Annotated in this window: 20 protein-coding genes; 9 read left to right on the top strand and 11 right to left on the bottom strand. The window is 55.4% G+C overall.

Annotated features, from left to right (window positions below; translation table 11 throughout):
- Window positions 1-14 precede the first annotated feature (14 nt).
- Entirely contained in the window at window positions 15-662 is a 648-nt protein-coding gene (locus ACYZUA_RS15210; RefSeq protein ID WP_461959501.1) for an NAD-dependent epimerase/dehydratase family protein, read from the top strand.
- Here ACYZUA_RS15210 and ACYZUA_RS15205 read toward each other — a convergent pair.
- On the bottom strand, window positions 659-1,240 hold the full coding sequence (locus ACYZUA_RS15205) for a TetR/AcrR family transcriptional regulator (protein ID WP_461959500.1): 582 nt from the start codon (window positions 1,238-1,240) through the stop codon (window positions 659-661). The two genes, ACYZUA_RS15210 and ACYZUA_RS15205, sit on opposite strands and share 4 nt — an antisense overlap.
- Window positions 1,241-1,516: 276 nt before the next feature.
- Here ACYZUA_RS15205 and ACYZUA_RS15200 point away from each other — a divergent pair, with 276 nt between their 5' ends.
- A complete protein-coding gene (locus tag ACYZUA_RS15200; protein ID WP_461959499.1) occupies window positions 1,517-2,392 on the top strand; it encodes a LysR family transcriptional regulator in 876 nt (291 codons plus the stop codon).
- 33 nt (window positions 2,393-2,425) lie between these two features.
- Here ACYZUA_RS15200 and namA read toward each other — a convergent pair whose 3' ends face one another.
- Entirely contained in the window at window positions 2,426-3,466 is a 1,041-nt protein-coding gene (namA, locus tag ACYZUA_RS15195) for an NADPH dehydrogenase NamA (protein ID WP_461959498.1), read from the bottom strand.
- A gap of 29 nt (window positions 3,467-3,495) precedes the next feature.
- Between namA and ACYZUA_RS15190 the strand changes: the two genes are divergently transcribed.
- On the top strand, window positions 3,496-3,966 hold the full coding sequence (locus ACYZUA_RS15190; protein ID WP_461959497.1) for a winged helix-turn-helix transcriptional regulator: 471 nt from the start codon (window positions 3,496-3,498) through the stop codon (window positions 3,964-3,966).
- Here ACYZUA_RS15190 and ACYZUA_RS15185 read toward each other — a convergent pair.
- From ACYZUA_RS15185 to ACYZUA_RS15165, 5 genes are all read right to left on the bottom strand, one after another.
- The gene (locus tag ACYZUA_RS15185) at window positions 3,847-4,626 is read right to left on the bottom strand and encodes a gamma-glutamyltransferase (RefSeq protein ID WP_461959496.1); all 780 of its coding nucleotides are present in this window, start codon (window positions 4,624-4,626) and stop codon (window positions 3,847-3,849) included. The genes ACYZUA_RS15190 and ACYZUA_RS15185 overlap by 120 nt on opposite strands.
- 238 nt (window positions 4,627-4,864) lie before the next feature.
- The gene (locus tag ACYZUA_RS15180) at window positions 4,865-6,124 is read right to left on the bottom strand and encodes a cation:dicarboxylate symporter family transporter (protein ID WP_461959495.1); all 1,260 of its coding nucleotides are present in this window, start codon (window positions 6,122-6,124) and stop codon (window positions 4,865-4,867) included.
- Window positions 6,125-6,241: 117 nt separating this feature from the next.
- The gene (locus ACYZUA_RS15175) at window positions 6,242-6,667 is read right to left on the bottom strand and encodes a VOC family protein (RefSeq protein ID WP_427131037.1); all 426 of its coding nucleotides are present in this window, start codon (window positions 6,665-6,667) and stop codon (window positions 6,242-6,244) included.
- 166 nt (window positions 6,668-6,833) lie between these two features.
- Window positions 6,834-7,214: a substrate binding domain-containing protein gene (locus ACYZUA_RS15170; protein ID WP_461959494.1), complete on the bottom strand. Its 381-nt coding sequence runs from the start codon at window positions 7,212-7,214 to the stop codon at window positions 6,834-6,836.
- Window positions 7,215-7,848: 634 nt separating this feature from the next.
- A complete protein-coding gene (locus ACYZUA_RS15165) occupies window positions 7,849-8,694 on the bottom strand; it encodes a WYL domain-containing protein (RefSeq protein ID WP_461959493.1) in 846 nt (281 codons plus the stop codon).
- 96 nt (window positions 8,695-8,790) lie between these two features.
- On the opposite strand from ACYZUA_RS15165, the gene ACYZUA_RS15160 reads away from it, so the two are divergent.
- The 4 genes from ACYZUA_RS15160 (at window position 8,791) to ACYZUA_RS15145 (ending at window position 15,367) form a co-directional block, all read left to right on the top strand.
- Window positions 8,791-10,203 (top strand): Wadjet anti-phage system protein JetA family protein, encoded by a 1,413-nt coding sequence (locus ACYZUA_RS15160; RefSeq protein WP_461959492.1) that lies wholly within the window; start codon window positions 8,791-8,793, stop codon window positions 10,201-10,203.
- Window positions 10,203-10,805, top strand: a complete 603-nt coding sequence (locus tag ACYZUA_RS15155) for a DUF4194 domain-containing protein (RefSeq protein WP_461963986.1) — start codon at window positions 10,203-10,205, stop codon at window positions 10,803-10,805. Before ACYZUA_RS15160 ends, ACYZUA_RS15155 begins: the two co-directional genes overlap by 1 nt.
- Entirely contained in the window at window positions 10,792-14,214 is a 3,423-nt protein-coding gene (locus ACYZUA_RS15150; protein ID WP_461959491.1) for an SbcC/MukB-like Walker B domain-containing protein, read from the top strand. Before ACYZUA_RS15155 ends, ACYZUA_RS15150 begins: the two co-directional genes overlap by 14 nt.
- 142 nt (window positions 14,215-14,356) lie before the next feature.
- On the top strand, window positions 14,357-15,367 hold the full coding sequence (locus ACYZUA_RS15145; protein WP_461959490.1) for a Wadjet anti-phage system protein JetD domain-containing protein: 1,011 nt from the start codon (window positions 14,357-14,359) through the stop codon (window positions 15,365-15,367).
- A 67-nt stretch (window positions 15,368-15,434) separates the two neighbouring features.
- Here the strand turns inward: ACYZUA_RS15145 and ACYZUA_RS15140 are convergent, their stop codons facing one another.
- The 4 genes from ACYZUA_RS15140 to ACYZUA_RS15125 form a co-directional block, all read right to left on the bottom strand.
- Window positions 15,435-16,205: a hypothetical protein gene (locus ACYZUA_RS15140; protein ID WP_461959489.1), complete on the bottom strand. Its 771-nt coding sequence runs from the start codon at window positions 16,203-16,205 to the stop codon at window positions 15,435-15,437.
- Window positions 16,206-16,447: 242 nt separating this feature from the next.
- Window positions 16,448-17,977 carry a hypothetical protein gene (locus ACYZUA_RS15135; RefSeq protein ID WP_461959488.1) on the bottom strand — a complete coding sequence of 510 codons (1,530 nt, stop codon included), beginning with the start codon at window positions 17,975-17,977 and terminating at the stop codon, window positions 16,448-16,450.
- Complete coding sequence (locus ACYZUA_RS15130) at window positions 17,946-18,998, bottom strand: hypothetical protein (protein ID WP_461959487.1); 1,053 nt, start codon at window positions 18,996-18,998, stop codon at window positions 17,946-17,948. The genes ACYZUA_RS15135 and ACYZUA_RS15130 overlap by 32 nt, the downstream gene beginning before the upstream one ends.
- A 441-nt stretch (window positions 18,999-19,439) precedes the next feature.
- A complete protein-coding gene (locus ACYZUA_RS15125) occupies window positions 19,440-19,778 on the bottom strand; it encodes a hypothetical protein (protein WP_461959486.1) in 339 nt (112 codons plus the stop codon).
- A gap of 196 nt (window positions 19,779-19,974) precedes the next feature.
- On the opposite strand from ACYZUA_RS15125, the gene ACYZUA_RS15120 reads away from it, so the two are divergent.
- Together ACYZUA_RS15120 and ACYZUA_RS15115 are read left to right on the top strand one after the other, a co-directional pair.
- The gene (locus ACYZUA_RS15120) at window positions 19,975-22,050 is read left to right on the top strand and encodes a CHAT domain-containing protein (protein ID WP_461959485.1); all 2,076 of its coding nucleotides are present in this window, start codon (window positions 19,975-19,977) and stop codon (window positions 22,048-22,050) included.
- Window positions 22,047-25,688 carry a WD40 repeat domain-containing protein gene (locus ACYZUA_RS15115; protein WP_461959484.1) on the top strand — a complete coding sequence of 1,214 codons (3,642 nt, stop codon included), beginning with the start codon at window positions 22,047-22,049 and terminating at the stop codon, window positions 25,686-25,688. The genes ACYZUA_RS15120 and ACYZUA_RS15115 overlap by 4 nt, the downstream gene beginning before the upstream one ends.
- Window positions 25,689-25,706: the final 18 nt, after the last annotated feature.

The raw sequence follows: 25,706 nt of genomic DNA, 5'->3' as shown, positions 1-25,706 counted from the left end.
ACGAGCCAAAAACAATGAAGCTGCTGCTGGTCGGCGCAAGCGGGCTGGTCGGCAGCCATGTATTGGATCTGGCACTGTCGGATCCGCGCGTCGGCGTCGTCTACGCGCCGACGCGCAGAGATTTGCCGGCGCATCCGAAACTCATCGCCACACCTACCGACTTTGATCGTCTGGATGAACAGGCAGACATCTGGCAAGTGGATGCCGTGATTTGCACGCTGGGCACCACGCTAAAAACAGCTGGCTCCAAAGAAGCCTTCGAGCGGGTCGACCACACCTACCCATTGGCAGTGGCCAGGCTTGCGCGCGATCACGGAACGTCGACGTATGTGCTCAATTCGGCTATCGGCGCAGATGCTGGGTCTTCATTCTTCTACAACCAGGTCAAAGGCCGCCTGGAACAGGATCTGGCGAGGGTGGGGTTTGAATCGCTGACGTATGTGCGGCCAGGTGTCATCGGGGGCAAGCGTGAAGAGGTGCGCTATGCCGAGCGCGCGCTCATCCTCCTGTTAAAACTCGCGTCGCCGCTATTACCTAAACGTGGGCGCCTCAACCCCCCGGAGCTCATTGCTCGGGCCCTGCTCGAAGCCGCAATCAATCAGGCCTCAGGCATCCACGTGGTGACGTCGAGCAGCATGACGAAGCCTGCCGACCGAGACTAGGACAACAAGCGTCGACTCATATCAAGCGCCGCCTCAAAAGGCTCGCGCGTTCTGTTGACCTTGACCAGCAACGAGGCGCCCAACCACATCTGGTAGAGCGCTTCAGCCAGTATTGCCGCGTCAACGGATGCGTTGATGGAGCCATCCGCCTTGCCTTGCTCAACACAACGAATCATCCGCTCAATGATCAGGGCAGTACCCTTCTCGAGCACCCCGCGCATGTTTTCGGACAGATCACACACTTCCGCGCCCAATTTGACCACCAGGCATTTTTGATCGGTGTGATCAAACGCCTGTGTCTCGGCCCAATAGTTTAAGTAGCTCAGCAGACGCTCGGCTCCGGAGCCATCACTGGCCAATTGCACATCGACCTTCGAGAGGTACTCTTCAAAGTATTCTTCGAGCAGCGCTTGGCCAAACTCATCCTTGGAACGGAAGTAGTGATAGAAAGAACCTTTAGGCACACCTGCAGCCGCGAGCATCTCGGTAAGGCCGACGGCGGTGTAACCTTTCTGGGTCATAAGGGACCTGGCGACATCAATGATGTGCTGGCGCATGTCATGGGCGGGTTTCTTCATAATGCGGCGCATGCTATCAAAAAATCGATCAAGCGTCAGGCGCTCGGGGAGCGCCTGACGTTGTTCACATGCGTTGCAAGGAAGCAGCTCTGTGCCTTAAAACGGCCCCGTTGCGACAGGGTTGCAAGGGGAAATTCAATTCGGAGAGTTGCCTTCCGAACGCACCGCAACCCGCCACGTGTCGGGATGGGAACCTGGCCCCCACAAGCGTAACGGACCACTTGAGCGACAAAAATATAAATATATTTCCAACCAAAACATAATTATTATTTGCGCATGATCAAAGAACTTAAAACACTTATCGCGGTGGCTAGGGAAGGGACCTTCGCCGCAGCCGGCAGCAAGATAGGCCTTACCCAAGCGGCCGTCAGCGCCCAGATGCAACGCCTTGAAGCAGAGCTTGGGGTAGAGTTGTTCGACCGCGAAGGACGTACGGCCCAACTCAACAAGATGGGGCATCAAGTTCTATTGCAGGGTCAGGAACTGGTGCGCCAGTTTAAAAATCTGGGTACAAGCCCGGAGGGTCTTCCGGCAAGCATCTTGGTCACTATCGGAGCGATTGCGTCCGTTCAACGCTCTTATTTGCCGGAAGCGCTCGCTGAATTTCACCAACGTTCTCCGGAATGTCGGACGCGCGTGGTACCCGGCCTTTCAATGGAACTGGTGAACCTGGTCGATTCAGGTGAAATCGACATGGCAGCGATCATCCGCCCCCCCTTCTCTCTTCATAGCGATCTGCGCTGGACAACTTTGGCGCGCGAACCGTACCGATTGATCGTCCCCGTCGATATGCCGGGAGAGGACTGGGCTGAGTTGGTGTCGAAGCAACCTTTTATTCGCTATGACCGTTCATCTTTTGGCGGACGCCAGGTTGATAGGTTCTTGCGACAAACCCATATTCCATTGCATGAAGTCTGCGAACTCGATGAGCTGGATGCGATCATCAAGCTCGTTGCAAACGGTGTCGGTGTAGCCTTGATTCCGGAAACAGCCACCCGCAAGGAGTGGCCTGCCGAAGTACGCGCCATCGACCTAAAGCAACGTACATTTCATCGCGATATTGGCCTGGTTCATCGTGCACGCCGTAGCCTTACCGAGCCGGTAAAATTGCTGGCTCAACTGATAACCGAGCAGGCCGTGAAGAAACATTAGAACCAGGCACAGGCGGGATATTGGTCTGGCTGATCAAGCCTTCGTATCAAGCCAGACTGATCCATAACGTGTATAGGCTGCAGGAATCTCAATGATCTCTTTCAGGTCATCTGCTGCCGTGCGCACCCAGAACGGATCACGCAGCATTTGTCGCCCTACAAACACCAGATCAGCGCGGCCATTCTGCAGAATTTCCTCGGCTTGGCGTCCATTCTGGATCAGGCCTACCGCTCCCGTTGCGATATGCAACTCCTTACGCAGCAATTCCGCAGCCGGTACCTGATAACCCGGGTAGGTCTGCACCTTCACCATCTTGATACCACCCGAGCTGCAGTCGATCAGGTCGACACCCTGTTCTTTCATCCAGCGACCATATTCAAGGAACGACTCAGCCGTGTTTCCGCCTTCGGTGTAATCGGAGCTGGAGATCCGAACGAATAAGGGACGGTCACCCCAATGGGTTTTGACTTCCTCCAATACTTCGCTCAGGAAGCGATAGCGACGCTTGGCATCACCGCCATATTCGTCGTCGCGCGTATTGGCCAGCGGCGAGAGAAACTCATTCAACAAGTAACCGTGCGCGGCATGGATTTCAAGTACATCGAATCCGGCGTCGCTGGCACGCCGTGCGGCATCGCCATAGAGCTTCACCAAACCCGGAATTTCATCAGCCGCGAGCTCGCGAGGAACAGGGCTGGTTTCCGTGAACGGAATCGCCGATGGCGCGATGTGAATGAGATTGGGCAGGTCAGCATTGCGCCCTGCATGGCCAATCTGAGCGCCGGCTTTTGCACCAAAGCTGTGAAGCAGTTCAGTCAGCGCCTTCAAGCCGCCAACGTGTGCGTCGCTCCAAATACCAAGGTCACCGGCCCCGATACGGCCATCGGCGTGGACGGCCAGCGTTTCGGGGAAAATCAGCGCCGCCTGGCCCAAGGCACGAGCACCGTAATGCACTCGGTGCCACTCAGTGACAAAGCCATCATCCGCAGCCATGTGCATGCACATGGGCGACATGACGACCCGGTTTTTCAGTTTGAGGCCTTTGATTTTATAAGGGGATAGCAGCAAGCTCATCTACGCAATTCCATAGTGATTGATATGGAATGATGGTAACGTACACAGCACTACTATGTAAGTACGCACATTTTTGTGCTGTAGGCACATTTTTTATACTAAGGAGATTCCCAGTGAAGAAATGCATCCCTCAGGGTGAAATCGAGGCGTTTGCTTGCCCCGTCGCCTTTACTGTCGACGTCATTGGTGGGAAGTGGAAATCGCTCATTCTGTTCCACCTCATGTCAGGAACGAAGCGGTTCAACGAGTTGCGCAGACTGATGCCAGATGTGACTCAGAGGATGCTCACGCTGCAATTGAGAGAGCTGGAGACAGACCGGGTTATCCATCGCGAAATCTATCGTGAGGTTCCGCCCAAGGTGGAGTATTCGCTCACAGAATTAGGCAACACGCTTACGCCTTTGATCAGCGCGATGCGGGAATGGGGGGCGACGCATGAGAGTAAGATCTTCGAGTTCAGGCAGTCTGCGATCGACGATCAATTTGAATCGCTGGCCTAGCTTTAGATTTTGGTTAAACGGGCGGGCGCCCCAGCGCTTGTGAAAATAGCATGCCTCCAGTTCAGGCTGCTTGAAAGTAGTACCCGCCTGCAGCTTGCCGAAATATTCAGCGAAGTTGGTTTTACCGGCGAATCGTCTTTCATTTTCGGTCGAAGCAATGCTGGCCAATGCTTCATCGACGACGAAGCCACGATGTGCATAGTGAATGGCCGGCTCGATCAGTTCGGCCCACCTGAGCTTGCCGAACCGTTTATGCGCCTCCCACATGCCGGCGACCGTACCCGGTACACCTACCGAACGGTGTCCAATGACACTGCCTTCCGGCTGGTCGGCAGCGATCACTTTTTTCCCCGTGTTGTCGACGAACATGTCTCGCGTCGCTTTCAACGGCGCACGCTCACGGTAATCCAGGAAATAGGGCTTACCCTTGTAATAGAGGGTCATGAACCCGCCACCGCCAATATTTCCGGTTTCGGGATAGGTAACAGCCAGTGAAAATGCCACGGCGACTGCCGCATCCACAGCATTCCCGCCTTTGGCAAAAATGGCGTTGGCGGTGTCTGCAGCAAATTGGTCAGGTACGGCGACCGCAGCATGGGTCAACGCCGTGCGTGGGCTGGCCATCGCCAGTTGAAAACCACCCATAAATAGCAACGCCATCCACAATACGACGCAGCGACGCTGCCCGATAGAACAATGTCTTCTTGCACATAAACCACCTCTTTTTTTTATTAATAATGGCAGCACAGTGGCAACTTAGAGGACGCGGCTCGTGACTTGAACCGAGCAACTAGTCGCCTAAAAATAACAAACAACAAACAACAACTTATTATTGAAATATCAGCCAAAAAAAGAGCCCTCGACGCGATTAACGTGGAAGGCTCTTTTGCGTTACTGATTAAACGCTCTGCTCGACACCTGCAGGACTTTTGCGCTCCAGGGGCGCTTTTTCCCACTTGGCGATGACCAAGGGGGCAATCGCATTGCCCAGCACGTTCAAGGTAGTGGTGCCGCTGTCAATGATCCGGAAAATCCCGGCGATCAACGCGACCCCTTCCAGAGGCAGCCCGGCAGACGCCAAGGTTGCCGACAGAATGATGATGGCAAACCCAGGTACACCCGCAGCGCCCTTTGACGTCAGCACCATCGTGACCACCAGCAAAATCTGCTGAGTCAATGACAGATCGATTCCATAGAGCTGGGCGATAAAGATTGTCGCCACACCCAGGAAGATCGAGGCTCCGTCCAGGTTAAAGGCATAACCCACCGGCACCACGAAGCTGACGATACGTCGAGGCACGCCATAGGCTTCCAGCTTGGTCATCAACTGCGGCATGACGGCCGCAGAGGCAGCACTGGAGAAGGCCAGAATCAGCTCATCCCGGAAGTACTTGATTAACTTGAAGAGGTTTTCGCCGATCAGGTAACAGATGCCTCCCAGCATCACCAGCGCAAAGGTAATCAGCGCAAGGTATACCACGCCGATCAACTTGAGCAACGGTAGCAACGAGGCAAATCCGAAGGTCGCGACCGTCGCACCTATCATGCCAAACACACCAATCGGTGCGTACGCCATGACAAACGACACCACCTTGAACATTGCATCGGAGAAGCCCTGAACGACCGCAACAACCGGTGCGCTCTTCTCTTTAGGCAACGTGTTCAACGCCATACCAAGCAGCACTGCAAAGAACAGGACCGACAGCAACTTCGCTTCCGACATCGCGACAATCACGTTATCGGGTACGATGTTTTGCAAGATGATCAGCGCGCCTTTCGACGGTTCCATGTGCACGGCTGCAGCGTTGTGCGCGATGCCCGCGATTTCGGTGCCTTTACCTGGCTCGAAAATGTTGGCGAAGCACAAGCCGAGAACAATGGCGAGGCTGGTGATTGCAAAGAAGTAAATCAACGACTTTGCGCCCATGCGACCGAACGATTTGTTATCGCCGCCCCCGGCAATGCCGAGGATCATGCAGCAGAAAACAATCGGTACGACGACCATTTTCATCATCTTGATGAAAATATCACCGAGCGGTTTAAGGATTTCGGTACTGATCCAAACTTGATTTTCTGGATGGGTATTGAAATACCAACCCACGAGCACGCCAAGCAACAGCCCGGCAACTATTTGCCAAACTAAAGGGATACGTTTCATGTCTAGCCTTTTTGTTGGAATGAAAGGACTGCGCGAGGGCAGTAGCTAGATTCATGAGCTTCCAGCTCATTTAAGTGTTTCTGGCGCACGCACGCTTGAGGGTGCGCCAGTTTTTTATTATTTAGCGAAGAGCTGGCTCATATCCTTGAACGCTTTGAACTCAAGTGCGTTGCCGCACGGGTCGAACAGGAACATGGTCGCCTGCTCGCCGACCTGGCCTTTGAAGCGAATGTAGGGTTCGATCACAAACTTGGTCGCGCGCGCCTTCAAACGCTCGGCCAAGGCTTCCCATTGCGCCCACTCCAGAATGATGCCGAAGTGCGGGACCGGTACGTCGTGGCCGTCGACCGGGTTGCTGTGCACGCTTTCCTGCGAAGCAGTTTTTGGGTGCTCATGGATGACCAGTTGATGGCCGTAGAAATCGAAATCCACCCATTGGTTGCTGGAACGGCCTTCGGAGAGACCGAATACTTCACCATAGAAGTGACGGGTAGCGGCCAGGTCATACACGGGAATTGCGAGGTGGAAGGGAGAAAGACTCATCAGGACTCCGATAACAGCTTTTTATTGGTTTGTGGTGCCGGACACCGTGGTCGCTGCCCGACGGCTTTTTTGAAGGTGGATTTATGCTAAAGCCGCATCATCCTAAAAAAAATCAATATAATTTTTTCACAAACACAATTTTATTTTGTTAATCGAGCGTATCTATTTACTGCTCCCAACCCGCCTGAATGGCACGCGTAATTTGATCGACGAACACCCGGGTTTTCGTCGGAACAAGCCGGCCCGGCGGCATGACGGCATAGATCCCACCGGCTTCTGCGCCTTGCCATTGCGGCAGTATTTGCACAAGCGAGCCATCGCACACCTCTGCGCCAGCCAACCAATCGGGAGTCAGAATGATCCCAATCCCCTCCACCGCCGCCTGTAGCAGCGACTCTGAACTGTCAGAAATCAGCGGCCCCGTCGGCCGAAAGGTCTTTTGCTGGCTACCGTTTTTAAGCACCCAATCCGGCCAGCTTGCGTGGCTGCAGAATCCCAGGCAGGCATGCTCCGCCAACGCCTCAAGCGTTTGGGGGTGACCATGCAACGCGCCCCCCCGGTGTCAGGATAGTTGTCGCCTCTCCGGATTTATCCCCAAAAGCACACCGAGGGCGGAAAGAGACAGGTTGTGACGTACTATTCACGCGAACGTAAAGCCGCATTGCTCAGGATGTTGCTTCCCCCACTGAACCTCACCGTGGCCGAAGTTTGTCGGCGTTGCTGAAGCCCGGTTTGCCGCCGTTCTTGAAACGGCCAGCCTGACGCAGCTTGAGTTAGGCGAGTACTGCCGTCGAAACGGCCTGTATCCCGAGCAACTCAACGCCTCAAACCTGCATGGCAATTGCGAAATTAAAGAAGCAAAAACAGCCTACTGATAAATCTCAGGCAAAAAAAAGCCACTCTATTGAGTGGCTTTTTCTTAATGCTTGGAGCGGGAAACGAGACTCGCATCTAGCGTCCGACCCATTGAAATCTAAGGGGTTTATTTTCTTGCCGAAGCAGGAAAAGACTCAATTCTGGACTTGTTTTTGGGGTGTTCCAAGAGCGAAAAAGGGGTAATTCTAAGCAAGGCTATTGGATTCTACCCATAGCCAATGGACGAACGATCATCAAGCTGGCAGTGTCATTTTCACAGGATCAACAGGGTATGAGCCCCCCGAAAACCCCGCTCACCAGTCAACTCACAACCGTCGAATATCGGCTACCGCAGGCAACTCTTCGGGCTGGTAGACCATGAGCAGATGTTCTGGAGCCCTCTCCCGCTCAGGATCAATGGCCGCTCGGAAGGATTGGATTAAATACTTGGCGATAGGGGCGCGGACGTTAAAAACCGTTGCTGCAGTACCCCCCATGTATTCCTCACGGACCATACGGGCCTGTTCGGCCGACAGATCCCTGTGTGGCACCAGACGCACTGCAACTATCCTGTGCCAATCTACGTCTCGATCCAGCCCTGGGAGGCCGGCGTTTTCAGATGCACTTACCGCCGAAATTCGGCCAAGATTTAGGTCGCAGAATGCCTCAGCTTTGGAACAGTACGCCCGGATGTGCCACCGCGGTCCCGCTTGAATAAGCGAGTGCGGGCGAATTACTCGTTCATGTGCTTCAGGATTACTCATGGAGCGATAGAGCACTCTGATGCAGTGTCCTAGCCGCATTGCACGGTGAATCTGAGCGAACAGCGGGTGCCGGATCGATGTGGCATCGACCTGAATGCACTCAACCGCCACACCTGCGGATACTGCATCTAGGCTTCCAATCACTCCGATGAGTCTCTGGTACTCATCGAAAGTGCCACGGGTGAGTGTAGGACGTAGGCTCCAAGAACCCACATAGCTTTTGCTACCACTATCGGGCTCGCAAGCATCCGGATACTCTGCCCGAAACCCCGCAATGTCCCGGCTGGCCAACGTCTCGTGGATGTTGAACAGGTCAAGCAGTCGGGAGCGCGAAACGCGCCCTTCCCAGAGGAGCAGAATCTCGATAGCTTCAAAGCGCTCTTTTGGAGCAGAGTTGCGACGGGTCATATCCGGAAACCAATGAGAACATTTAGAGCCATAGCATAGATGTAGCAATAGACCTATGCTGCGGTTATCCGAGTAAATCAAACCGGGGCATTGGAAATGGAAGCCAGCACGCCACCGCTTTTTGAGCGCCTACCCAAGGACCTATTCCGGCCCTTAGCAGCGACCAACAATCTACGTTATTGGGATCTTCTATGCCGATTAATGATAGAAATGTGGGGCGATGGCGGACGCTCTCCCGGTGAAGAAGCTCCCAAAACAACAGTAATTCGCGCCATTGAGTCCTTCCTGGTGGCAGACGATCCATGGGAGGACGTGGAAAGTCCTATCACTATCCGCGCCCACGGCATCTTCAACTTTTTTTGCGAGAGCGGATGGCTCAGCCAACGTCGCCGTGGTGTCATCGATCACGTCACGGTGCGGCCAGTCGTCGCCCAATTTTTCACAGTTCTGACCGAATTTGCTCACCACAAGCCCGAGTTCCTTGGCGGCAAGGTTCGATCAATCTTCCTCAACTTACGCGAGGTCTCTGCCGGGAAGGCTCCCGAACTCTATCCCGAGGCTGCCCGGCAGGCCAAGCAGTGCATGGCGCACATCATCAACACCAGCTGCCGCGTTCAGGACTTGATGGACATACTCGTGACCAAGACCACGGCTAGTGAGTTCGTTCGAGGCTTCTTTGAGGAATACATCGAGAAAGTTTTCATTGCGGATTACAGCGACTTCCGCACCAATAACCATCCACTGCAGTACCGATCGGACATCGTCAGCCTGACACTCCAGTTCCAACACGATGCCAATCTGCGCCAATCCTTGATCATGTGGTATGCCGAGAAGCAGGCAGATGGTGACCTCCTGCGAGCAGAGGCCTTGTACGAGCGGGACACCCGTTTGCTTCTGCGCTTACGCGATGTCGAGGAGCACCTGCGTCGGCTGGATGAAGAGATTCGCGTGGCGCATCAGCGCGCCATGGCATTCTTCGAGTACAAGCTGCGATCACCGGGCAACTTCGACAAGCTGATCGACCAGGCCATCAGTGCCGCGAAGGTATTGGAGGAAGGCCATATTGCATTACCTGGCATCGCAGGGATCTATCACGCGTCCGAGTTTGGTTTAGCGAAGCCCCGCACACCGCTGCGAGAGCATGTATCGACCACGGTCGCAGAGTTCGTCCCGACCATCGAGGAGCTCGCCAAGGAAGCGCTCCGGCAGCGGATGAACGCTGATCGCAACGTCACGCCCTTGAAACTGGCCCAATACGTGGCGCGGCATTTAGGCGACCAGAGCGCAATCCGCTCGGATGAGTTGAATATCGATTCGATCATTGATCTCTGCTGCTATCAGCGACTGCTGCTGATTGCCTCACGCGACGGTTGTCCTCAGGGCAAACGCAAGTCGGATCCCCACCTGCAGATGGTTCCGGGTATGCACGTCACATTTGTGCCCGAAACCAATACGAGGAATGAATACATGGAGCATCAACAGTTCGTGATTCGAGTGGGGAGGAAGTGATGGTCAGCTGGGAGCGATTGTCAGAACAGACGCAAGGTGAGTACGTGGTCGCCGACTTCGAGAAAGCGGCCTATCGGCTAATCGTGGAGCAGGTGCTATATGCCAGCGACCGTTTTAGCCGTGTGTCGTATTACTTGATAGTCAAGCATTTCACGGCATACCGAGACGTCTTGTCCAAGTTGGGCATGAGTCTGATACACAATCATCACCATTCCTATGTAGCCGCTATTCCGACCCACCAGGTTGCCGAGAAAATGCGCCTTAGCGAAACCCGTCTGGCGCTGGTGCTACGCCGCCTCTACGACGACCGGATGCAGTCGGCGGAGATCACTGACGGCGAGGCCTATATCTCCCTCGAAGAACTGGAACGCGCTTACAAGGAGTGGCTCGGTCGGGAGCTTCCCGAGCGGGGTGATCTGCGCGAACTGGCCGTTGCCCTAAAACGCTATGGACTGGTGCGAGTGCTGGACTCCGAAGACGGACAGCCCTTCAAGATTGCGATTCGTCCTGGAATCGCTGACGTGTTGGGGGAAAGCGCATTGCATCAGTTGGCCGCGCATGCGCCAGAACTGGATGAGGAGAACGACATTGAAGTTGCTTGAGAACATCGCTCTGGTCCAGTTTTTCCTTTACGAGGCAAAGGACCTGGAGACCGGCATCAACACCGCTTTTTTGGGCCCCAACGGTACCGGCAAGTCCGCCCTACTGGATGCGATCCAAGTGGTCATGCTTGCGGCCGACGGCAACCGCACGCACTTCAATGCGGCCAGCGAAGGCAAGAAGCGCTCCCGTACGCTGCGGGACTACTGTCTCGGGTCTTACATTCCAGGCGGTAGTTCCTACGCCCGAACGTCCGCAAACACGTACGTGGACCTAGTGTTTCGCGATGCCAAGACCGGAGTCCCCTTCACTGCGGGGGTTTCCCTCAGTGCTCACATTGACGATCCGAAGGCAGAGGTTAACGGCCTCTACATCCTGCCCGGCGTCGCAATGACTGCGAAGCACCACCTGCAGACTGAAGGTCAGCGTGAGACGGTAATGCCGTGGCGTGCTTTTCAACACATGGCGACCGATCTTTGTCGGCTCGAAGCGAAGACCGTGCCGGTGTTCACCCAGAACCGCGACGATTTCGTCCGACGTCTTCTAATCGATCACTTGGCGGGGCCCGGCGACAAGCCGAATTCGCAGTCTCTTCGTGCCGCCTTTGCGCGCTCACTCAAGCTCAATGAGGACATCACCGATCTGAGCGAGACACTGCGGCAACACCTGATTGAGCCTATGCCTACGGGGGTAAAAGAATTTCGGGCCCGCCTAGATGAGGTCCGTGACCTACGCGATCTCATCACGCGACTTAAGGAGCGAATCGATCGTGCAACCGAGGTTGCCGACAAGTACGGGGTAGTCAAACGCGAGCGCACATCCGACGCAAATCTGGCAGTACTCAAGCACACTTACTCCACCGAGCGGCTGGGCGAAACTTTGGACTCTGCCGAGGTGGAAGTAGAGAAACTGGCTGAAGATATTGAGCGGGCGAAGCTGGAGTTGGGTCGGTCCGAGGCCGAATTAACACTGGCCAGCGAGACACGAGACCGGGTGATTGCCGAACTCAACCGCGATCCCGATTTTCGCAAACAAGCTGGCCATGCCGAGAATCTGAAGCAACTGGAATCAACGCTTGAACAGAGGCAAGCTCAACTTCGATTGCAGTTCCTCGCTATGTTGGCCGCGCTGAGTGCAGCCACCGACTTGCCAGGCATGGAAGCCCACCGTGGCGCATTCGAAGAGGCGGCTGCGCAGGTGCAAGACCTGGAGCATATACGCGATGACGGCAGGGTCCCTCCAGCAGTTGCGATTCAGGCTACCCTTCGCTCCATGGCTCAGGCCTACGATGTGGTACGCCGCGCGGTAGCGGAGGCCGAAGCAGAGCATAAGCTGGCGACTGAAAAACGCCGAGAGGCGATGATCGCCCGTGAACGTGCCAGTCGCGGGCTTACGTCTCTACATCAGTCCACGATGCAATTGATGGGTGTGCTCTCCGATGCGGGTATCGACGTTACTCCCGTTTGCGACTTGGTAACTGTTTCGGACCCCAGCTGGCAGCCCGCCATCGAGTCCTGGCTGGGCCGGCACATTGAGGCCTTGCTAGTTCCTGCTGAGAAGGAGCTTGATGCAATTGCCATCTATCGCAGCAAGGCAGCCAGCGGCATTTACGGCGTAAAGTTGGCCCTACCGTCCCGTACCCGTGAATGGCGTGCTATGGGCAATGAGCAATATGCGGCGGAGCTAATCCAGGGCAAGAGCACAGAGGCAGTGCAATACCTGCAGGGCGAGCTTGGCCGTACGGTGCTGGCCGAATCGAATGAGCAGCTTCGTGCTGGCGCCAAGGCGATTTCCAAGGAAGGCATGGCCAGTTCGGGCGGCGGCATAGAACGCCGGCGCCTCCCGGGTGCAGGCGAGCTACGGCTCGGCCGCACTGATAGTGGCGCGATGCGCCAACGGGCCGAACAGGATCTCCAGGTGGTAGAAGAGCGACTAAGAATAACAACTGCTGCCGTAGACCGGCTGTTGGCTGGTCAGCAAAAGCTGGCGCCGTTCGCGGACGCAGCGGTGCTGCAGGGCACCCTCGAGAGCCAGTTTTTGGTCGTAGCCCAAACGGCTGGCGCGGCCGCGAATCTGAGGTCTGCGCTCGAAAGCACACAGACTGATTCCCTGGCCGAATTGCAGGCGAGGAAAGCAGCGGCTGACAGCAACGCGGTCAACGCCCGAGAAAAGGAATTGCAGTGGACTAGGGAGGTTACCCGTCTCGGAGAGAAGCTGACGCATACAAACACCCAAGTGGCGGGTCTGCAACAGCAACTGGAAGTCGAATCGCTACGGGAGCGAGAATGTCGTCAGAACACGCTCTACAACGCGAACGAAGTGGAGCGCCACCGTGCCAGACTGGACGAACGCCACAGGGAGAATTGGGCCCAGAAGCTGTCCAGTCTGGACCGTGCACTCCAGCAGGCGCGCTCGGCAGCCGATAACGCGGACCGTGAAGCATGGTATTTGTTTGCTAACTACACTCGGGATTACAACCTTCAAAACATCGACGTCAGCAGTGGCGACTGGTTGCGCGCATTCGAATTCATCTTGGCCGAACGGCAGCGACTGCAGGACTTGGAGTTGGCCGAGCAGGAGGAAAAAGCCGAAGAGGCTTACCAGGCGGCAGTGAAGGTGTTCCGCACGGACGTAGCACAGACACTGCTCACAGGGTTCGACCGCATTCAAGAACAGATTGACGGTCTCACATCGGTACTGAAGTCGGCACCAGCTTTCTCGAACAACGAACGATATGAGTTCAAGCACAAGGTGGTTGACGAACACCGGAGCCTTTACGACTTCCTTCGCCGAGTGCGAACACAGGGTAGCTCAGAAGACGACCTCTTTGGCGGACCTGGAGATATCCCGGAGGAGTTCCGCATGCTGGTAGAAGGAGACAGCAGCTCACCACTCTTGCACGAAACCAGCCCACTCAATGACCACCGCCGATTCTTCAGCTACGACATTGAGGTCTTCCAAGATGGCACCTCGGTCGGATGGCTCAGTAAGCGCTTCGGGCCGGCATCTGGCGGCGAGCATCGGACTCCGGTCTACCTTATTTTCGGGGCTGCGCTCGCAGCCGCCTACGGCAAGTCCAAGGGAAGTACGGCGGGCGGCGGGATCATGTTGTTGGATGAGGCATTCGAGAAGATGGATCCGCAAAACGTCCGAGCCACGGTCCAATATCTCAACGCGCTGGGCCTGCAACTAATCATGGCCGGCCCCGAATCCGACCAGGCCAAGTTGTCATCGTTCCTGAGCATCTACTACGACATGTCCCGCTTCGGATCGCGGAACGTGCAGTTCAAGAAGAATGTAGTGCTCGACGGCGCCCGTGACCTGTTACAGAGCGACAATTTCTTCGTCAACCCCAACCTGCTACAGCAGGAAATTGATCGTCTTGCCGAGGCCGACAATGTCACTGGCTGACTCTGCACTTGATCGACTCCTCTTGCGGGGCGAGCGTTCCCGGCTGAGCGGAAATACCCGAGTCCTTCGCGAGTCATTCAAGTCATCTCTCTCGCCTTACTGGCAACAGAGTCTGGACGAGCGTGACCGGATGCACGCTTACATGCAAGCAGCCTCATCAGCGGGCGCGATCAGGCTCGAATGGGCCCAACAGGGTGGAGATGACCGCCCCCTTGATGCAGTCGTGCTCAAGGACCTCGACAGGCTGGCGGCGTACCTGGGCCGCTCCACCGTAAATGCGTCCGTTGCTCAAGCGGGGAACGTCCTTGCACCATGGAGTATGAACGGTCGGGTGGAAGAGTTGCTCGATTGTTGGAGGCGCCTTAAACAGGTGCGATCACTCGGGCCAAACTCCGCGGCAGACTTTGCTGACGCCTTGCGCGTTCTTGACAGCATGGCCGTCGCGAGTGAGGACCGCGTCGTACGCCAGCTCAGCGTTCAGTTGTTCCGCGACTCCAAGCGTATTGAAGCGCTATGCAAGCATCTGGATCTACTCACGTCCGAAGCGCTGAATGCGCCGGCAAGGCACTGGAGTGAAGTCTTCGGCGCTATCGGACTTTCCAAAGAGCCGCAGCCGTTTCTGGTCTCAGGCATCGGAGCGCTCAGACTCGCCGACGGTATTGATTGCCCGATCGTCCGTCCATTCGTGGGAGTGGCAAACACAGCGGTACATGGTTATTCAGGTACTCCAGCGTGGCTGCTATCGATCGAAAACCTGACCACCTTCCACCAGGCCGCCCGCGCACTTGGCGATACACGGCAAGGAATTGTCATCTACACCGCAGGTATGCCTTCGCCCAGTTGGGGCAGAGCCTATTGCCAAATACTTTCGTCACTCCCGACTGATGCTAGCGTTTACCACTGGGGCGATCACGACGAGGGCGGCTTCCGGATTGCAGCACGGGTGGCGCAGTTTGCAGCAGCAGTCGAGCGCCACCTCAAACCGTGGTCCATGGACGCATCACAATGGAGGAAAAGCGGCGAACCAGCCAAGTCTGACCAGCATCGCTCTATGGTCAAGAGCGCAGAGCGAGCGGGATGGATCGAGCTAGCCTCGCGGATAAGCCCAGTGCTGTTTGAGCAGGAAGGCCAAACACTTCTTTTACCCCTTTGAGAGTTTGCGAGTCTTCCGCTGGTGCTGGGTTAATGCACGAAGCGGAAAACAGCCTGGTGTGTAGTGGTCAACTAGCCCCTGAATTCGCATCAGTATTTTCATTAAAGAGAACTAGGAGATAGACGGCCAACAGTAGAAACATCGCAAGCATAGCCAAAGCAACCATCAGCTCACGGCTATGTTTCGCCACCCACGCGTCGAACCCTACGAACCCCTCATACACCTGAACGTGCGCCACACCATCGCTGTACCCGATGTGCACCTCCTCCTTCTTGAGCGCTCTGAGGTCACCCTCAAAATAGACCCAGAGCTTATAGACGCCATTCTGCACAATCGACGGAATCACCACGCTGCTGGTCGGCTCGGCCATAACCGTATCACTACGCGAATCATCTCTGATCTGGACCAGCCCCTTGGCAGGCAGCTTGATGTGTACGTCCTTTACAACCTTATCACCGGTGTTCTGCAGATGAATGTAGAGTCCCACCGGATAATTGTCGGGCCCTTTCTTGAAAGGGCCATCGAACATGTAGAGATAAGGCGCTTGGCTCAGAGTCACCACCTTGTCGATCTGTTCATGGCTAAGGGTGTCATTGGCGATACTCTTGATACCGTCATAGAGATAGCCGTACTTGAGTACGTCCTTCGCTTTGTCTACACGCTCAGAAAATTGGCTGGGATAGGTCTGGTAATCGTAGGTAAGGTAAGCTTCAAGTTTAGTATCGTCCTTGAATGCCACATAGATTGCCGTAATTGATGCCAGACATCCGATCAAGGTCATCAGAGATTTTCCGACTTTTTCCCAACTCAACGTCTCGCGTCCTTTATTCGTGATCATGGCAATTTCAATTCGCTGGCTGAGCGTGCCAAGTTCCTAGTCTGAAGGCAAGCGCACTGACTGCACTTGCCGGCATGCCTCTAGCGCACCAGCATTTTAGACAACGACACAACTAAGAATGCCCCCCCGACAAGTGCAAACCCGTACACCCCGTCGAAGCGTCAGCTCGCGGTTAGCACCCACTCGCCCTGAACTCGTCAGAGGAATAGATAACTACCAGAGGCATTCCGTATTTCGTCTGACTACGCGCCAGAATTGCTACAGCATGGTGGGGGCCGTGCAACCAATCCCGTGCCTCCTTTTCTGGACGGATCACTGACGACTGAGGCTTGGATTGTTATGGTCCAAGGATTGGGGGCAGTGCGCTCAGAGTGAACATCCGGACGAGGTTGTTTTTTGGGCATCACAGCTGGCGGAGGCACAGGAGGGGGCGACGCTTGATCCACATGCACAAATGCAAAGAGAATCACCCCTAGAGCCACAATGGAGAGAACGCCCAAACCATACCTTGCCACGTTGAAAAACACGCGCTCAACTTGGCCAACGGGCTCTTTCACCATATTGGTGAATTCGTCAGTCGATAGGTAACGATACAGCTTCGGTTGCCACTCCTCGCGCAACTTTTTCTGGATGCTAATAAACTTCCAACCTGAAAAAACACTAATGACCGTGTACGCAACGGCGACCACCATGACGATGCTGATCAGGTAGGCGTTAACCTGCACACTGATTCGTGCGGCAATCAAACCCAGACCGACGGTCAGCGCGGTCGCAATTGCGGTCACGCTTTGGCGCGTTGCATCGGTGGCTTTAGAGGTTTCTTCAGTCACAGCCTTGCGCAGGTCACCCAATGACTTCAGTGTGTCTTTCGTAACTTCCGAGACGGACATCTGATAGGCAATCTTGGCGCATTCCAACGCAGAGGCAAGGTGTTCTTTGAAGTAAGCCGTGACCGTACCGTCGGCGCGGCCGGAGCGTGCAATCTCAGCGGAAAGCAGGATGTGTTTAACCTCAGCTTCCCTGGCATTTTCATACACCCAAGCGACTGCGTCCTGAAGGTCATGAAACTCCTCCATCGGAATGCGAGAGGAATTCAGCCGCAGGTTCTCATCGAACTTCAGATTGAGTTTTGGCGGCCCCTTAAAGGTTAGCGTCGACCCAGTCTCATCGATCTCATTTGCGACACAGCGGCACAGCGCATCGAAGGCATGTGTAGCCCAAATGACATTGAGTTCATCAGCAGAGTCGAGTGTTTGCCCATCAGTCAGCAGCCAATGTCGAATGTCATCGGGCACCGACCTAACGGAAGCTGACTCTTTGACAAGCAACCTCGGAGCCTTCGTCGGGGGCGCCTCAGTGCACTCCAACGCTTCATCCCAATTGCTGTAGGAACGAAGGCGACTACAGAATGGTTTCGTGAGACCAAGCACTCTCCACTGAGTCGCAGAATGCCCTTTTTTCAAATAGCTGCTGAAGCCTATTTCGGTGACCAGAAAGAGGACTGCCCTCTCCTCCTCTAACTGCTGCACTGGCTTTTCGAGTTCGATGCGAAATGGGCCAAAATCGTCCGACACTTCGTCGCGATGATACTCGTTACCGTGCATGTCATAGATGCCGAAATGCCAACCGGCCACTGACGCAGTATCGATGACCGCTAGCGTCTCCGATTCCAGCAGGCTCGACGCTGAGAGAGACGACTCGCCTTCGCTGATAAGAGCCTGCTTTGTCCGAGCAAGCTCGTTAAGAAGTGACGCCAGCTTTAGGTGCGACAATGCTGTCCTCCGTGACCCGATTGGTCTCCACAATTATCTGCTTCCGTTCGTCTTCTAAATGCACCACGCGCACGTTCGGGTTATCGGTCTTGTCCGGGAAGGTAATGGTCACACCTTCGACAGTGATGATTTTGCGCATGTAGGGCTGACGAAGGATTTTGCGGTCAGGCTTGAACGTAAGCTCATGCAACTTGCTGGATTTCACCCGCTTACGGGTCTCGCGTTCCAGGCGATTCGCGACTTTCACATCGTCAGGGGTGCCAGCAGCGACGAGTACAGCCTCTACAATTGCATTCTCATCAATTTTCAGACGCCTACCCAAAATCCCCTGGGCGTGCTTGATCGCCTTGGGCACGTCTTCACCGGGCAAATCCTTTTTACATGCCTGCAGGATGCTGCGGAGCAATTTACGGGATATCTCACTCAGCTCACTGTTGGAGACAGCCCTCGTCACCGACAAGAAATCTGCAAAGTAATCCGCGATGTCGGGACCTTGCTTGGTTCTATCTGTAGCTGATACGTCTTGACTGGCCACCCCGTTGATCACACGCACCAGAGCAGTCTTCTGGATTGCCTTCTTGTCATCAACAAGCGCGGTCAGAATGCGCCTGAGGGATTTCTGAGGATTGGCATCATCCTGCTCTAGAGCGAATTTGTAGTCGTACTTGATCAGGCTGAATATCACGACGCTAGGGTCATCGACCGCCAGCTCGAACATGCACAATACCCCATCGGCACTACCACTGACATGAGCGGTGTTGAAGCTTCGGGCAAGGCCTTGGGCACCAGCTTCAAAATCGATATCACCGTTCGCGATGGCCTCAAGTTCCCGCCGCGAGGCGGAGAGATTCTTGAACATGAACACGGGCGAGGCAGCTGTCTCTAGTATCTTCCCTGTGAAAAAACTTTCTTCCTCAAGGTCGCGCTCGGGCATAGCCTCGAAATTCTTACCGCCAACGACATGCAAAATCATCTTTTTTATCGTCAGGGAGGCCTCTTCTTCTTCCGTAAAAAAGCTCATTGATTCTCCATAATTTGCTCATGACAGACTGTTCAAAAGGCACGGCGAGCCGCTATTGAGCGGACCGAATGGCCTGATCTCGGTATCACGACTTGTTCGTGGGTGATCCGTATGTAGCTTGCGTTACGTATTGATAAAATCGCCATGGTGCAACGTTGCGCCAGAGGATAGGTTGCCTTCGGAGCTGGTGGCAAGCAGCCATTACGAAATGTACACCGCTCAGCATGGGACATATGGAAAGACCCAGTCCCTAGATGCATCAGTGGTACTGTCCAAGTCAGGTTGATGCAGGGAGCGATGCGGCTGCCGAAACAACGGCTATTCAATAAATTGACGACGCTCCCGCGATTTCAACTCGGGGGCCTGGAAGTAAGCCCACCGTTGCCAGGATCGGGTGCGTGGCAGTTGAATACATCAAGATCCAGTTGAAAATGCTGCGCCTTAAAAAAGATTACGTGCAGGCTCCACCGCCTTCGGGCTCAAATGTCCCAACAAAAACGGAAGCTTGCTCAGCAGTTCGTCAAACGTCACAACATCCACGTCCTTACATGCATTGCGAAAAACCTCAAAGCTCCTCAGCTTCGCTTGTTCAACGGGCGTGATGCCCGCAATCACCTCGCATTTCGTTGTGGCTTTCTTATCTCCACGATCGCCAACCGATACAACTCCCTGTACGTTTCGGCCCCCAGTTCCTGATTGCAGGGAGCACAGAGCGTCACCAACGTTGACGCCAGTAACTTGGTCAAAATAGATAATGGCATTACGCAATTGGACAGCCATCAATTGTCCAGCTAAACCCATCAAAGACTGGTAAGAGATGGAAACCAGGCAGTAAGACGGCTCAAGTGGAAAACACACTTGGAGCAGCCGTCAAACTGCACCATTCGACATGGCGCCTACGCATCCTACGGCCTACCTCACTGGCTCGGACGTAAGCGTCAAACACAATGACGTGACCGAAATGGTGAGCCAGCTGATGAAAAGCTACTGCGAAATTGAAATCGTGGTACAGCAAGACATGCAGGGCACCCTCCAGGCGCATGCCCGGCAACGGCTGGAACAACAGGACTTGATTTCCCAGTTCGTTGCTGTGGAGTTAGATGTCAACGCTTCGATCTTTCACTCAGGTGATGCAAGACAAATAGGGAACGTGCTATCCACCGCGCTGCTGCATCCCCCCGCAATTCGTGATGCACTGGTCAGTGCAAAGGCTTTTGCCGCGACTTACAAAACGCCTTTGCGCGTTCGTCTGCGTATCGACCCCGCCACTTCTCCGCTGCATCATCTGCCTTGGGAAACACTGACCGATCCAAGCATGCCGGATCAATTTCTGTTCGATAACGTGCGCTGCATCTTCTCCCGATACCTGTTCACCCGAGAGCTACGCTTACCGCTGCTGCGTGCCAAGCAAGACATGAAAGCGTTGGTGGCCATCGCGAATCCCCAAGACTTGGTCGGTGCCTTGACTTTCACTTCTGAAGACATCGAACGCCAGCTGGCCATTGCTCGCAAGGCTCTTCTGCCCTTGCCCGCTCGCGTACTCGCGGGCCCGGGGAACGTCACCCTGACAGCACTGATGGAAGCGCTACAGGAGGAAGTGGATATACTGTTCCTCGCCTGCCATGGTGTGACCGGTCACATGGGGAATGCCCTTTGGCTGGAGGACGGTGTTGGCAACGGCCAACTCGTTACTGCCGAAAGCTTTGCCGCGCAAATCGGACAGTTGCGACGCCCTCCCAGCCTGATCATTCTGTGCTCTTGCCAAAGTGCGGGCACCGGCACTGCAGAGCGAAACGAACTGTGCGCCCTGGGACCTCGACTGGCAATGCAGGGGGTCCCTGCGGTGCTGGCCATGCAAGGGTTGTTCAGTTTCGCCAGCGCAGAAGACTATCTGCCTGTCTTCTTCAAGGAACTGGCAAAACATGGGGAGGTGGATCTTGCCGCCGCCAGCGCAAGGTCCGCGATTTTCCAACAGCACGACTGGTGGATGCCGGTGGTTTTCACTCGCCTCGACAGCGCACGCATCTGGTACCCGCCCGGCTTTGACCAGACCGAAGGGGAAACAGATACCTGGAAGGTGATCGTCACCAATGTCAGAGGCAGGACCTGTACGCCGATCCTCGGCCCCGCATTCAGCGAGACGCTATCCGGCCCTCGCCGCGCATTGGCGAACGACTGGGTAGATATTTACCGGTATCCAATGTCCGGTCGGGACGTCGAAGACTTCCCCCAGGTGGCGCAGTACCTCTCCACAACGCGCGGTGAGCTCTTTCTACGCCGGGCATTCTATCGTGGCCTCTACAACAGCCTGTTCGAGCGATTTGGCGACCTTGTTCCAGAGGATATGCGTGAGTATGACGACGACACGTTGATGCAGAAGCTCAACTACCTCCTGTCCATTGTTGGCGCAAAGATGCGCAAGTCAGATCCAAAGGATCCCCATGCGTTGTTGGCGAGCCACAGACTGCCGGTGTATATCACCGCCGATCCCAGTAACCTGCTTTGTGACGCCCTGACTGAAACGGGCGCGGTTCCCCGCACTCGCCTCCTGCGCTGGAATACCGTCGCGAGTTACCGCGATATGCATTTGATTGAACAGGCCTCAGTCCCTGCGTCCAAGATCCCGTCAGCCGACGAGCCGATCATCGTAAAACTGTTTGGCGACCTCGATGAACCCGGCTCGCTGGTACTGACCGAAGACAACTACTTCGAGTACCTCGCCAAAGCCTCCTCGGCGCACGATGCGATGCCGCCCTCGGTACGCTGCCGGGTGATCGACAGTCCCTTGCTGTTCGCCGGTTTCCAGCCCGACGCATGGGAGTTCAGGGTGCTCTTGCGCAGCCTGCTGCAAATGGAAGGCCGTGACCTGCTGCTCAAACACAACCACTTCTCCGTACAGATGGACCCCAACAGCATCCTGGACCCAGGCAGTGCTCGCCGTTACATCGACCAGTACCTTAATTCCAAGGTCAAGCTGCAGATGTACTGGGGCGATGTGCAGGCATTCGTCAACGAGCTGGATGCACGCGTGAACGTGAAGGAGCACCCATGAAGTCGCCCTATGTCGGCCCGGGCCCGTTCGACCAGGATCACACCCTATTCGGTCGTGATGCCGAGCTGGAAGAACTGCAATGGCGCCTGATCGCCGATCGCATCATCGTCCTTTATTCGCCCTCTGGCGCAGGCAAGACATCACTGCTGATGGCAAAAAACGGGCTGATCGCAAGGGTGAGCGATCGCTTCCACGCAATTACTGGCCTGCGGGTCGGGGGTGGCTCTGGTACAGACTTGTCTCATAACCTGTTATTGCAGTTGGCAAGCTACGGTGACACGCCGGTTACCGAGCAAGACACGCTTGAAAGCTATGTTGAACGCCTGACCATTCCTGAGGGCGAATCCAGCAAACGCCTGTTGTTGATTTTCGATCAGTTTGAAGAGGTCTTCACGTGTGGCGCGTCAGAGGAGCAGCAACACACCCTCTTCAAGCAGCTGGGAGCCCTACTAAGCCTGGAGAGATCGCCACCGGATCCCTTATCGAGCACTCCCAAACGCTCCGTCTGGCTGGTGATAAGCATGCGGGAGGAATACTTCTCCTGGCTCGATCCCTTCCGTGACCTGATACCCACGCGCCTGAACCATACTTTTCGCCTTCTGATGCTTGGCATCGATCAAGCTATCGAGGCCGTCAGTCGACCGGCCATGGCCGAGGGTGTGGAGTTCCCCAGTGAGGACGGTGAAGATGCGGCAAGCCTGCTGGTCAAGCGCCTGGGCACCAAGCAAGTACGCACCCCGGACGGGCGGCAGATCTCTCGTGAAAGCGGCACAGTCGAACCCGTCCATATTCAGGTGATCTGGGCTGACCTCTGGCAACGCTTGAGCGATCAAGGCAAGCAACCCGTCACGCGTATCCAGGTGGCCGATGTTCGCGATTTCCCTCTCGGAACGCCCTTACAGGACTATTGCGACAAAGCCCTGGAATCAGCCGCCGTAGATAAGCAGCGTGCCAAGTGCTTACGGGACTGGATTGATCGACGCCTGCTCACGTTTGACGGGTTGCGGGTCGCGCGCAGAGTCGAACTGGACGGCAAGTCTGACCCTCGACAGGACGAACTGGCCAAGTTGGAGGCGGTGCATATCATCCGCCAATACAGCCGTGACGATGGCCAGTGGTACGAATTGGCCCATGATCGCCTGGCCTCCCCGATCAGACGCAGCATTGAAGCCTGGCGCCAGGCACACCTGGCCGCGTGGCAGTTGCTGGCACGCGCCTGGCATCGCGACGGTGAACGTCCGGCATTCTTCAAGTCACTCTCAGGTGCCAGCCAACGAAATATTCCCAAAGAAGCTACCGGACAGGACTACAGCCCACTTGAGGTGCGCTTCATAGAAACCTACCGGCGAGAGAAACGGCGTCGGAATATGCGCAATGGCATCGCATTGTTGTGCCTGGTGGCAGTGTCGGTCATTACCTGGAACCACTTTGGGCAGGAGCGCAATCTGCTTGCCGCACGGGGCACTAATGCCATGCAGGTCGCACTGCTGTCGATTCTTGGCAGGGATCCTGCGCCAGACTTGGGTAACCTAGCGGCGTTACTAGGCATGCAACTACAGGAGGCGCATCCGGAATGGCTGTCGGTAAATTTCCAACGATTGCTAGGTGATCAACTCACCCGGGCACAGGGCATTGAACGCATCGTTCTACAAGGCTCAGGCCCGACCCGCAAGATCGCGCAAAATGAGCGTTTCCTGATCATTGCCGACATTGGTGAGGGTCGGCATTCGGTCGAGGTCCTCGACCTTAACCAGGAACAACTACCACAACCCATCGACACTATTGCATTGAAAGAGGCTCACCCTTCAGGCATCAGCGCGATCAGTATAGCGAGCGACCAGTACTTCCTAACGGCTGACTACAAGGGCACCGTATCTGTCTGGAGCAGTGCCACTCGGCAATTCGTCAAAACACTGGATACTCAAAACAGGGGCAGCGCCGTAAAGGCGATGTCCTGGATGGAAGGCAAGCTGTTCCTGGGGCACAACAATGGGGTCGTGGACGTCTGGCAGGTTGATACTTTTACCGAGTCCCCAAAATGGCTCGCGGGCACTCAACTGCAATCCAGAGTGAGCGACCTGAGCCCATTCGATCATGGCAATGCTGTCGCGGTCACCGATATTTCCAGCTTGGATGCCGTCACACTCCTGAGCTTTCGCGATGGGGTAAAAAAGAAACGCACGCTCCTGCCCCAGCTCAAGGAAAACGGCTATGGCAGGGCCTATTACAGCGTTGCTGTCAGCCCAGATGAACGGTTTATCGCTGCAAGCAACCGCACCGGTCAAGTCCAAATATGGAGGACCTCGGACAACAAGGGCGTCGCAAGTTTCCATGCCCATGACCGGGCGGTTGCACAAATGCGCTACCTCGGTGACGGTAGCTTACTGACCGCTGGCTGGGACGGTCTGTTGAAGCGCTGGTCGTTCACAGACGAAGGTACGCCGGTAGGCGAAGTACTCAATAGTTTCGCTCACCAACTGGCAGGCTTGACACTAGCCCCCAACCAACAGGAAATCCATGTAAGCAGTGAACGAGGCGATGTGTTCAGGATTTTATTGAACCTCGACCTCCACCCGATTGGCCGGCTGGTCAAGGGAACGAGCTCGGCTTTTGGTTTGGTGCAAGCACCGGGAAAACCAGAATTGATGGCGGCCATGAGCGACGGACTGAGCCGCTATCACCTTAACGAAGACGGAAGCGCCACACAGACCGATTTCTGGCCAATCCCCACCGTCAGGAGCATCGCACGCGCTGAAACCGCGGGGGTGCAATTCGTGGCGACACAGAAGCAAGTCTTCCTAGTCCGTGATCAGGAAGGCAGTGATGCCATTCCCACCACTGTGTTTACCGCCGAAACGCTCATCGACTGGATTCGTAGCGACGAACACGGGCGACTGTTGATTGTGAAAAGCGGCAACAGCCTGAGGCTGCTGGCATTCGCCAAAGGATATCAGCACTGGTGCCCAGTCAACTTCGACCAAGCGCCCGCCGAAACTATCAGTCTGGCCACCTTCAGACCGGGTTCGTCTGAGTTTGTAACCACCCAGAAAAATACGGCTCAGGTATGGCGTTTCACCGGTATCGACGACGATTGCAAAGATGTCCGACTCATGCCGACAAACTATGCCATTCCCTCTGGGCTGGGTGATTTCCTCACTGTCGGCTTCTCGCCGTCCGGCCAACACCTGTGGTTGGGTACGTTCACCGGGCAAATCTATGCAGTGGACCTGCAAAATCCTTCAAAAGGCACAACACTACTGGAAGGTACATCGACCTTGGAACCCAGTGCGCTGATCGCCAGTAACGATACGTTGGTCGTCGGAGATACCCGGGGGCGCCTCTACCTCTATCTTCCAGACAGAGCCGGGCAAGCGGATAGTTTCAACCGCCTGTCCTTGCCCTTGCTGATCAACCAGCATTTTCATACTTCGACCATCAGATCACTAGATCTCTCGGCTGACGGGCGCTGGCTCGTTTCCTCATCCGATACCGGCACTGCAGTCTGGGATCTGCGCCTGAAGACCTGGAAACGCAAAGCCTGCGAGCTCGCAGGTGACAGGTCGTTCAATAGAGATGAACAAGAGCGGTATTTCAAGTACATCCCCGCCCCATCTAACCCATGCAACATTCGACTGTAACTTTGCAAGGAGGCCATC

Source organism: Pseudomonas sp. LS2P72 (assembly GCF_054897865.1).
Note: the sequence above shows the minus strand (reverse complement) of the source record. Positions and strands in the feature narration are given on the sequence as shown.

Excerpts from the sequence above, each read along its gene's own strand:
- ACYZUA_RS15210 (WP_461959501.1), top strand. The coding sequence starts at position 15 with ATGAAGCTGCTGCTGGTCGGCGCAAGCGGGCTGGTCGGCAGCCATGTA.
- ACYZUA_RS15205 (WP_461959500.1), bottom strand. The coding sequence starts at position 1,240 with ATGAAGAAACCCGCCCATGACATGCGCCAGCACATCATTGATGTCGCC.
- ACYZUA_RS15200 (WP_461959499.1), top strand. The coding sequence starts at position 1,517 with ATGATCAAAGAACTTAAAACACTTATCGCGGTGGCTAGGGAAGGGACC.
- namA (WP_461959498.1), bottom strand. The coding sequence starts at position 3,466 with ATGAGCTTGCTGCTATCCCCTTATAAAATCAAAGGCCTCAAACTGAAA.
- ACYZUA_RS15190 (WP_461959497.1), top strand. The coding sequence starts at position 3,496 with ATGATGGTAACGTACACAGCACTACTATGTAAGTACGCACATTTTTGT.
- ACYZUA_RS15185 (WP_461959496.1), bottom strand. The coding sequence starts at position 4,626 with ATGGCGTTGCTATTTATGGGTGGTTTTCAACTGGCGATGGCCAGCCCA.
- ACYZUA_RS15180 (WP_461959495.1), bottom strand. The coding sequence starts at position 6,124 with ATGAAACGTATCCCTTTAGTTTGGCAAATAGTTGCCGGGCTGTTGCTT.
- ACYZUA_RS15175 (WP_427131037.1), bottom strand. The coding sequence starts at position 6,667 with ATGAGTCTTTCTCCCTTCCACCTCGCAATTCCCGTGTATGACCTGGCC.
- ACYZUA_RS15165 (WP_461959493.1), bottom strand. The coding sequence starts at position 8,694 with ATGACCCGTCGCAACTCTGCTCCAAAAGAGCGCTTTGAAGCTATCGAG.
- ACYZUA_RS15160 (WP_461959492.1), top strand. The coding sequence starts at position 8,791 with ATGGAAGCCAGCACGCCACCGCTTTTTGAGCGCCTACCCAAGGACCTA.
- ACYZUA_RS15155 (WP_461963986.1), top strand. The coding sequence starts at position 10,203 with ATGGTCAGCTGGGAGCGATTGTCAGAACAGACGCAAGGTGAGTACGTG.
- ACYZUA_RS15145 (WP_461959490.1), top strand. The coding sequence starts at position 14,357 with ATGCAAGCAGCCTCATCAGCGGGCGCGATCAGGCTCGAATGGGCCCAA.
- ACYZUA_RS15140 (WP_461959489.1), bottom strand. The coding sequence starts at position 16,205 with ATGATCACGAATAAAGGACGCGAGACGTTGAGTTGGGAAAAAGTCGGA.
- ACYZUA_RS15130 (WP_461959487.1), bottom strand. The coding sequence starts at position 18,998 with ATGAGCTTTTTTACGGAAGAAGAAGAGGCCTCCCTGACGATAAAAAAG.
- ACYZUA_RS15125 (WP_461959486.1), bottom strand. The coding sequence starts at position 19,778 with ATGGCTGTCCAATTGCGTAATGCCATTATCTATTTTGACCAAGTTACT.
- ACYZUA_RS15120 (WP_461959485.1), top strand. The coding sequence starts at position 19,975 with ATGAAAAGCTACTGCGAAATTGAAATCGTGGTACAGCAAGACATGCAG.
- ACYZUA_RS15115 (WP_461959484.1), top strand. The coding sequence starts at position 22,047 with ATGAAGTCGCCCTATGTCGGCCCGGGCCCGTTCGACCAGGATCACACC.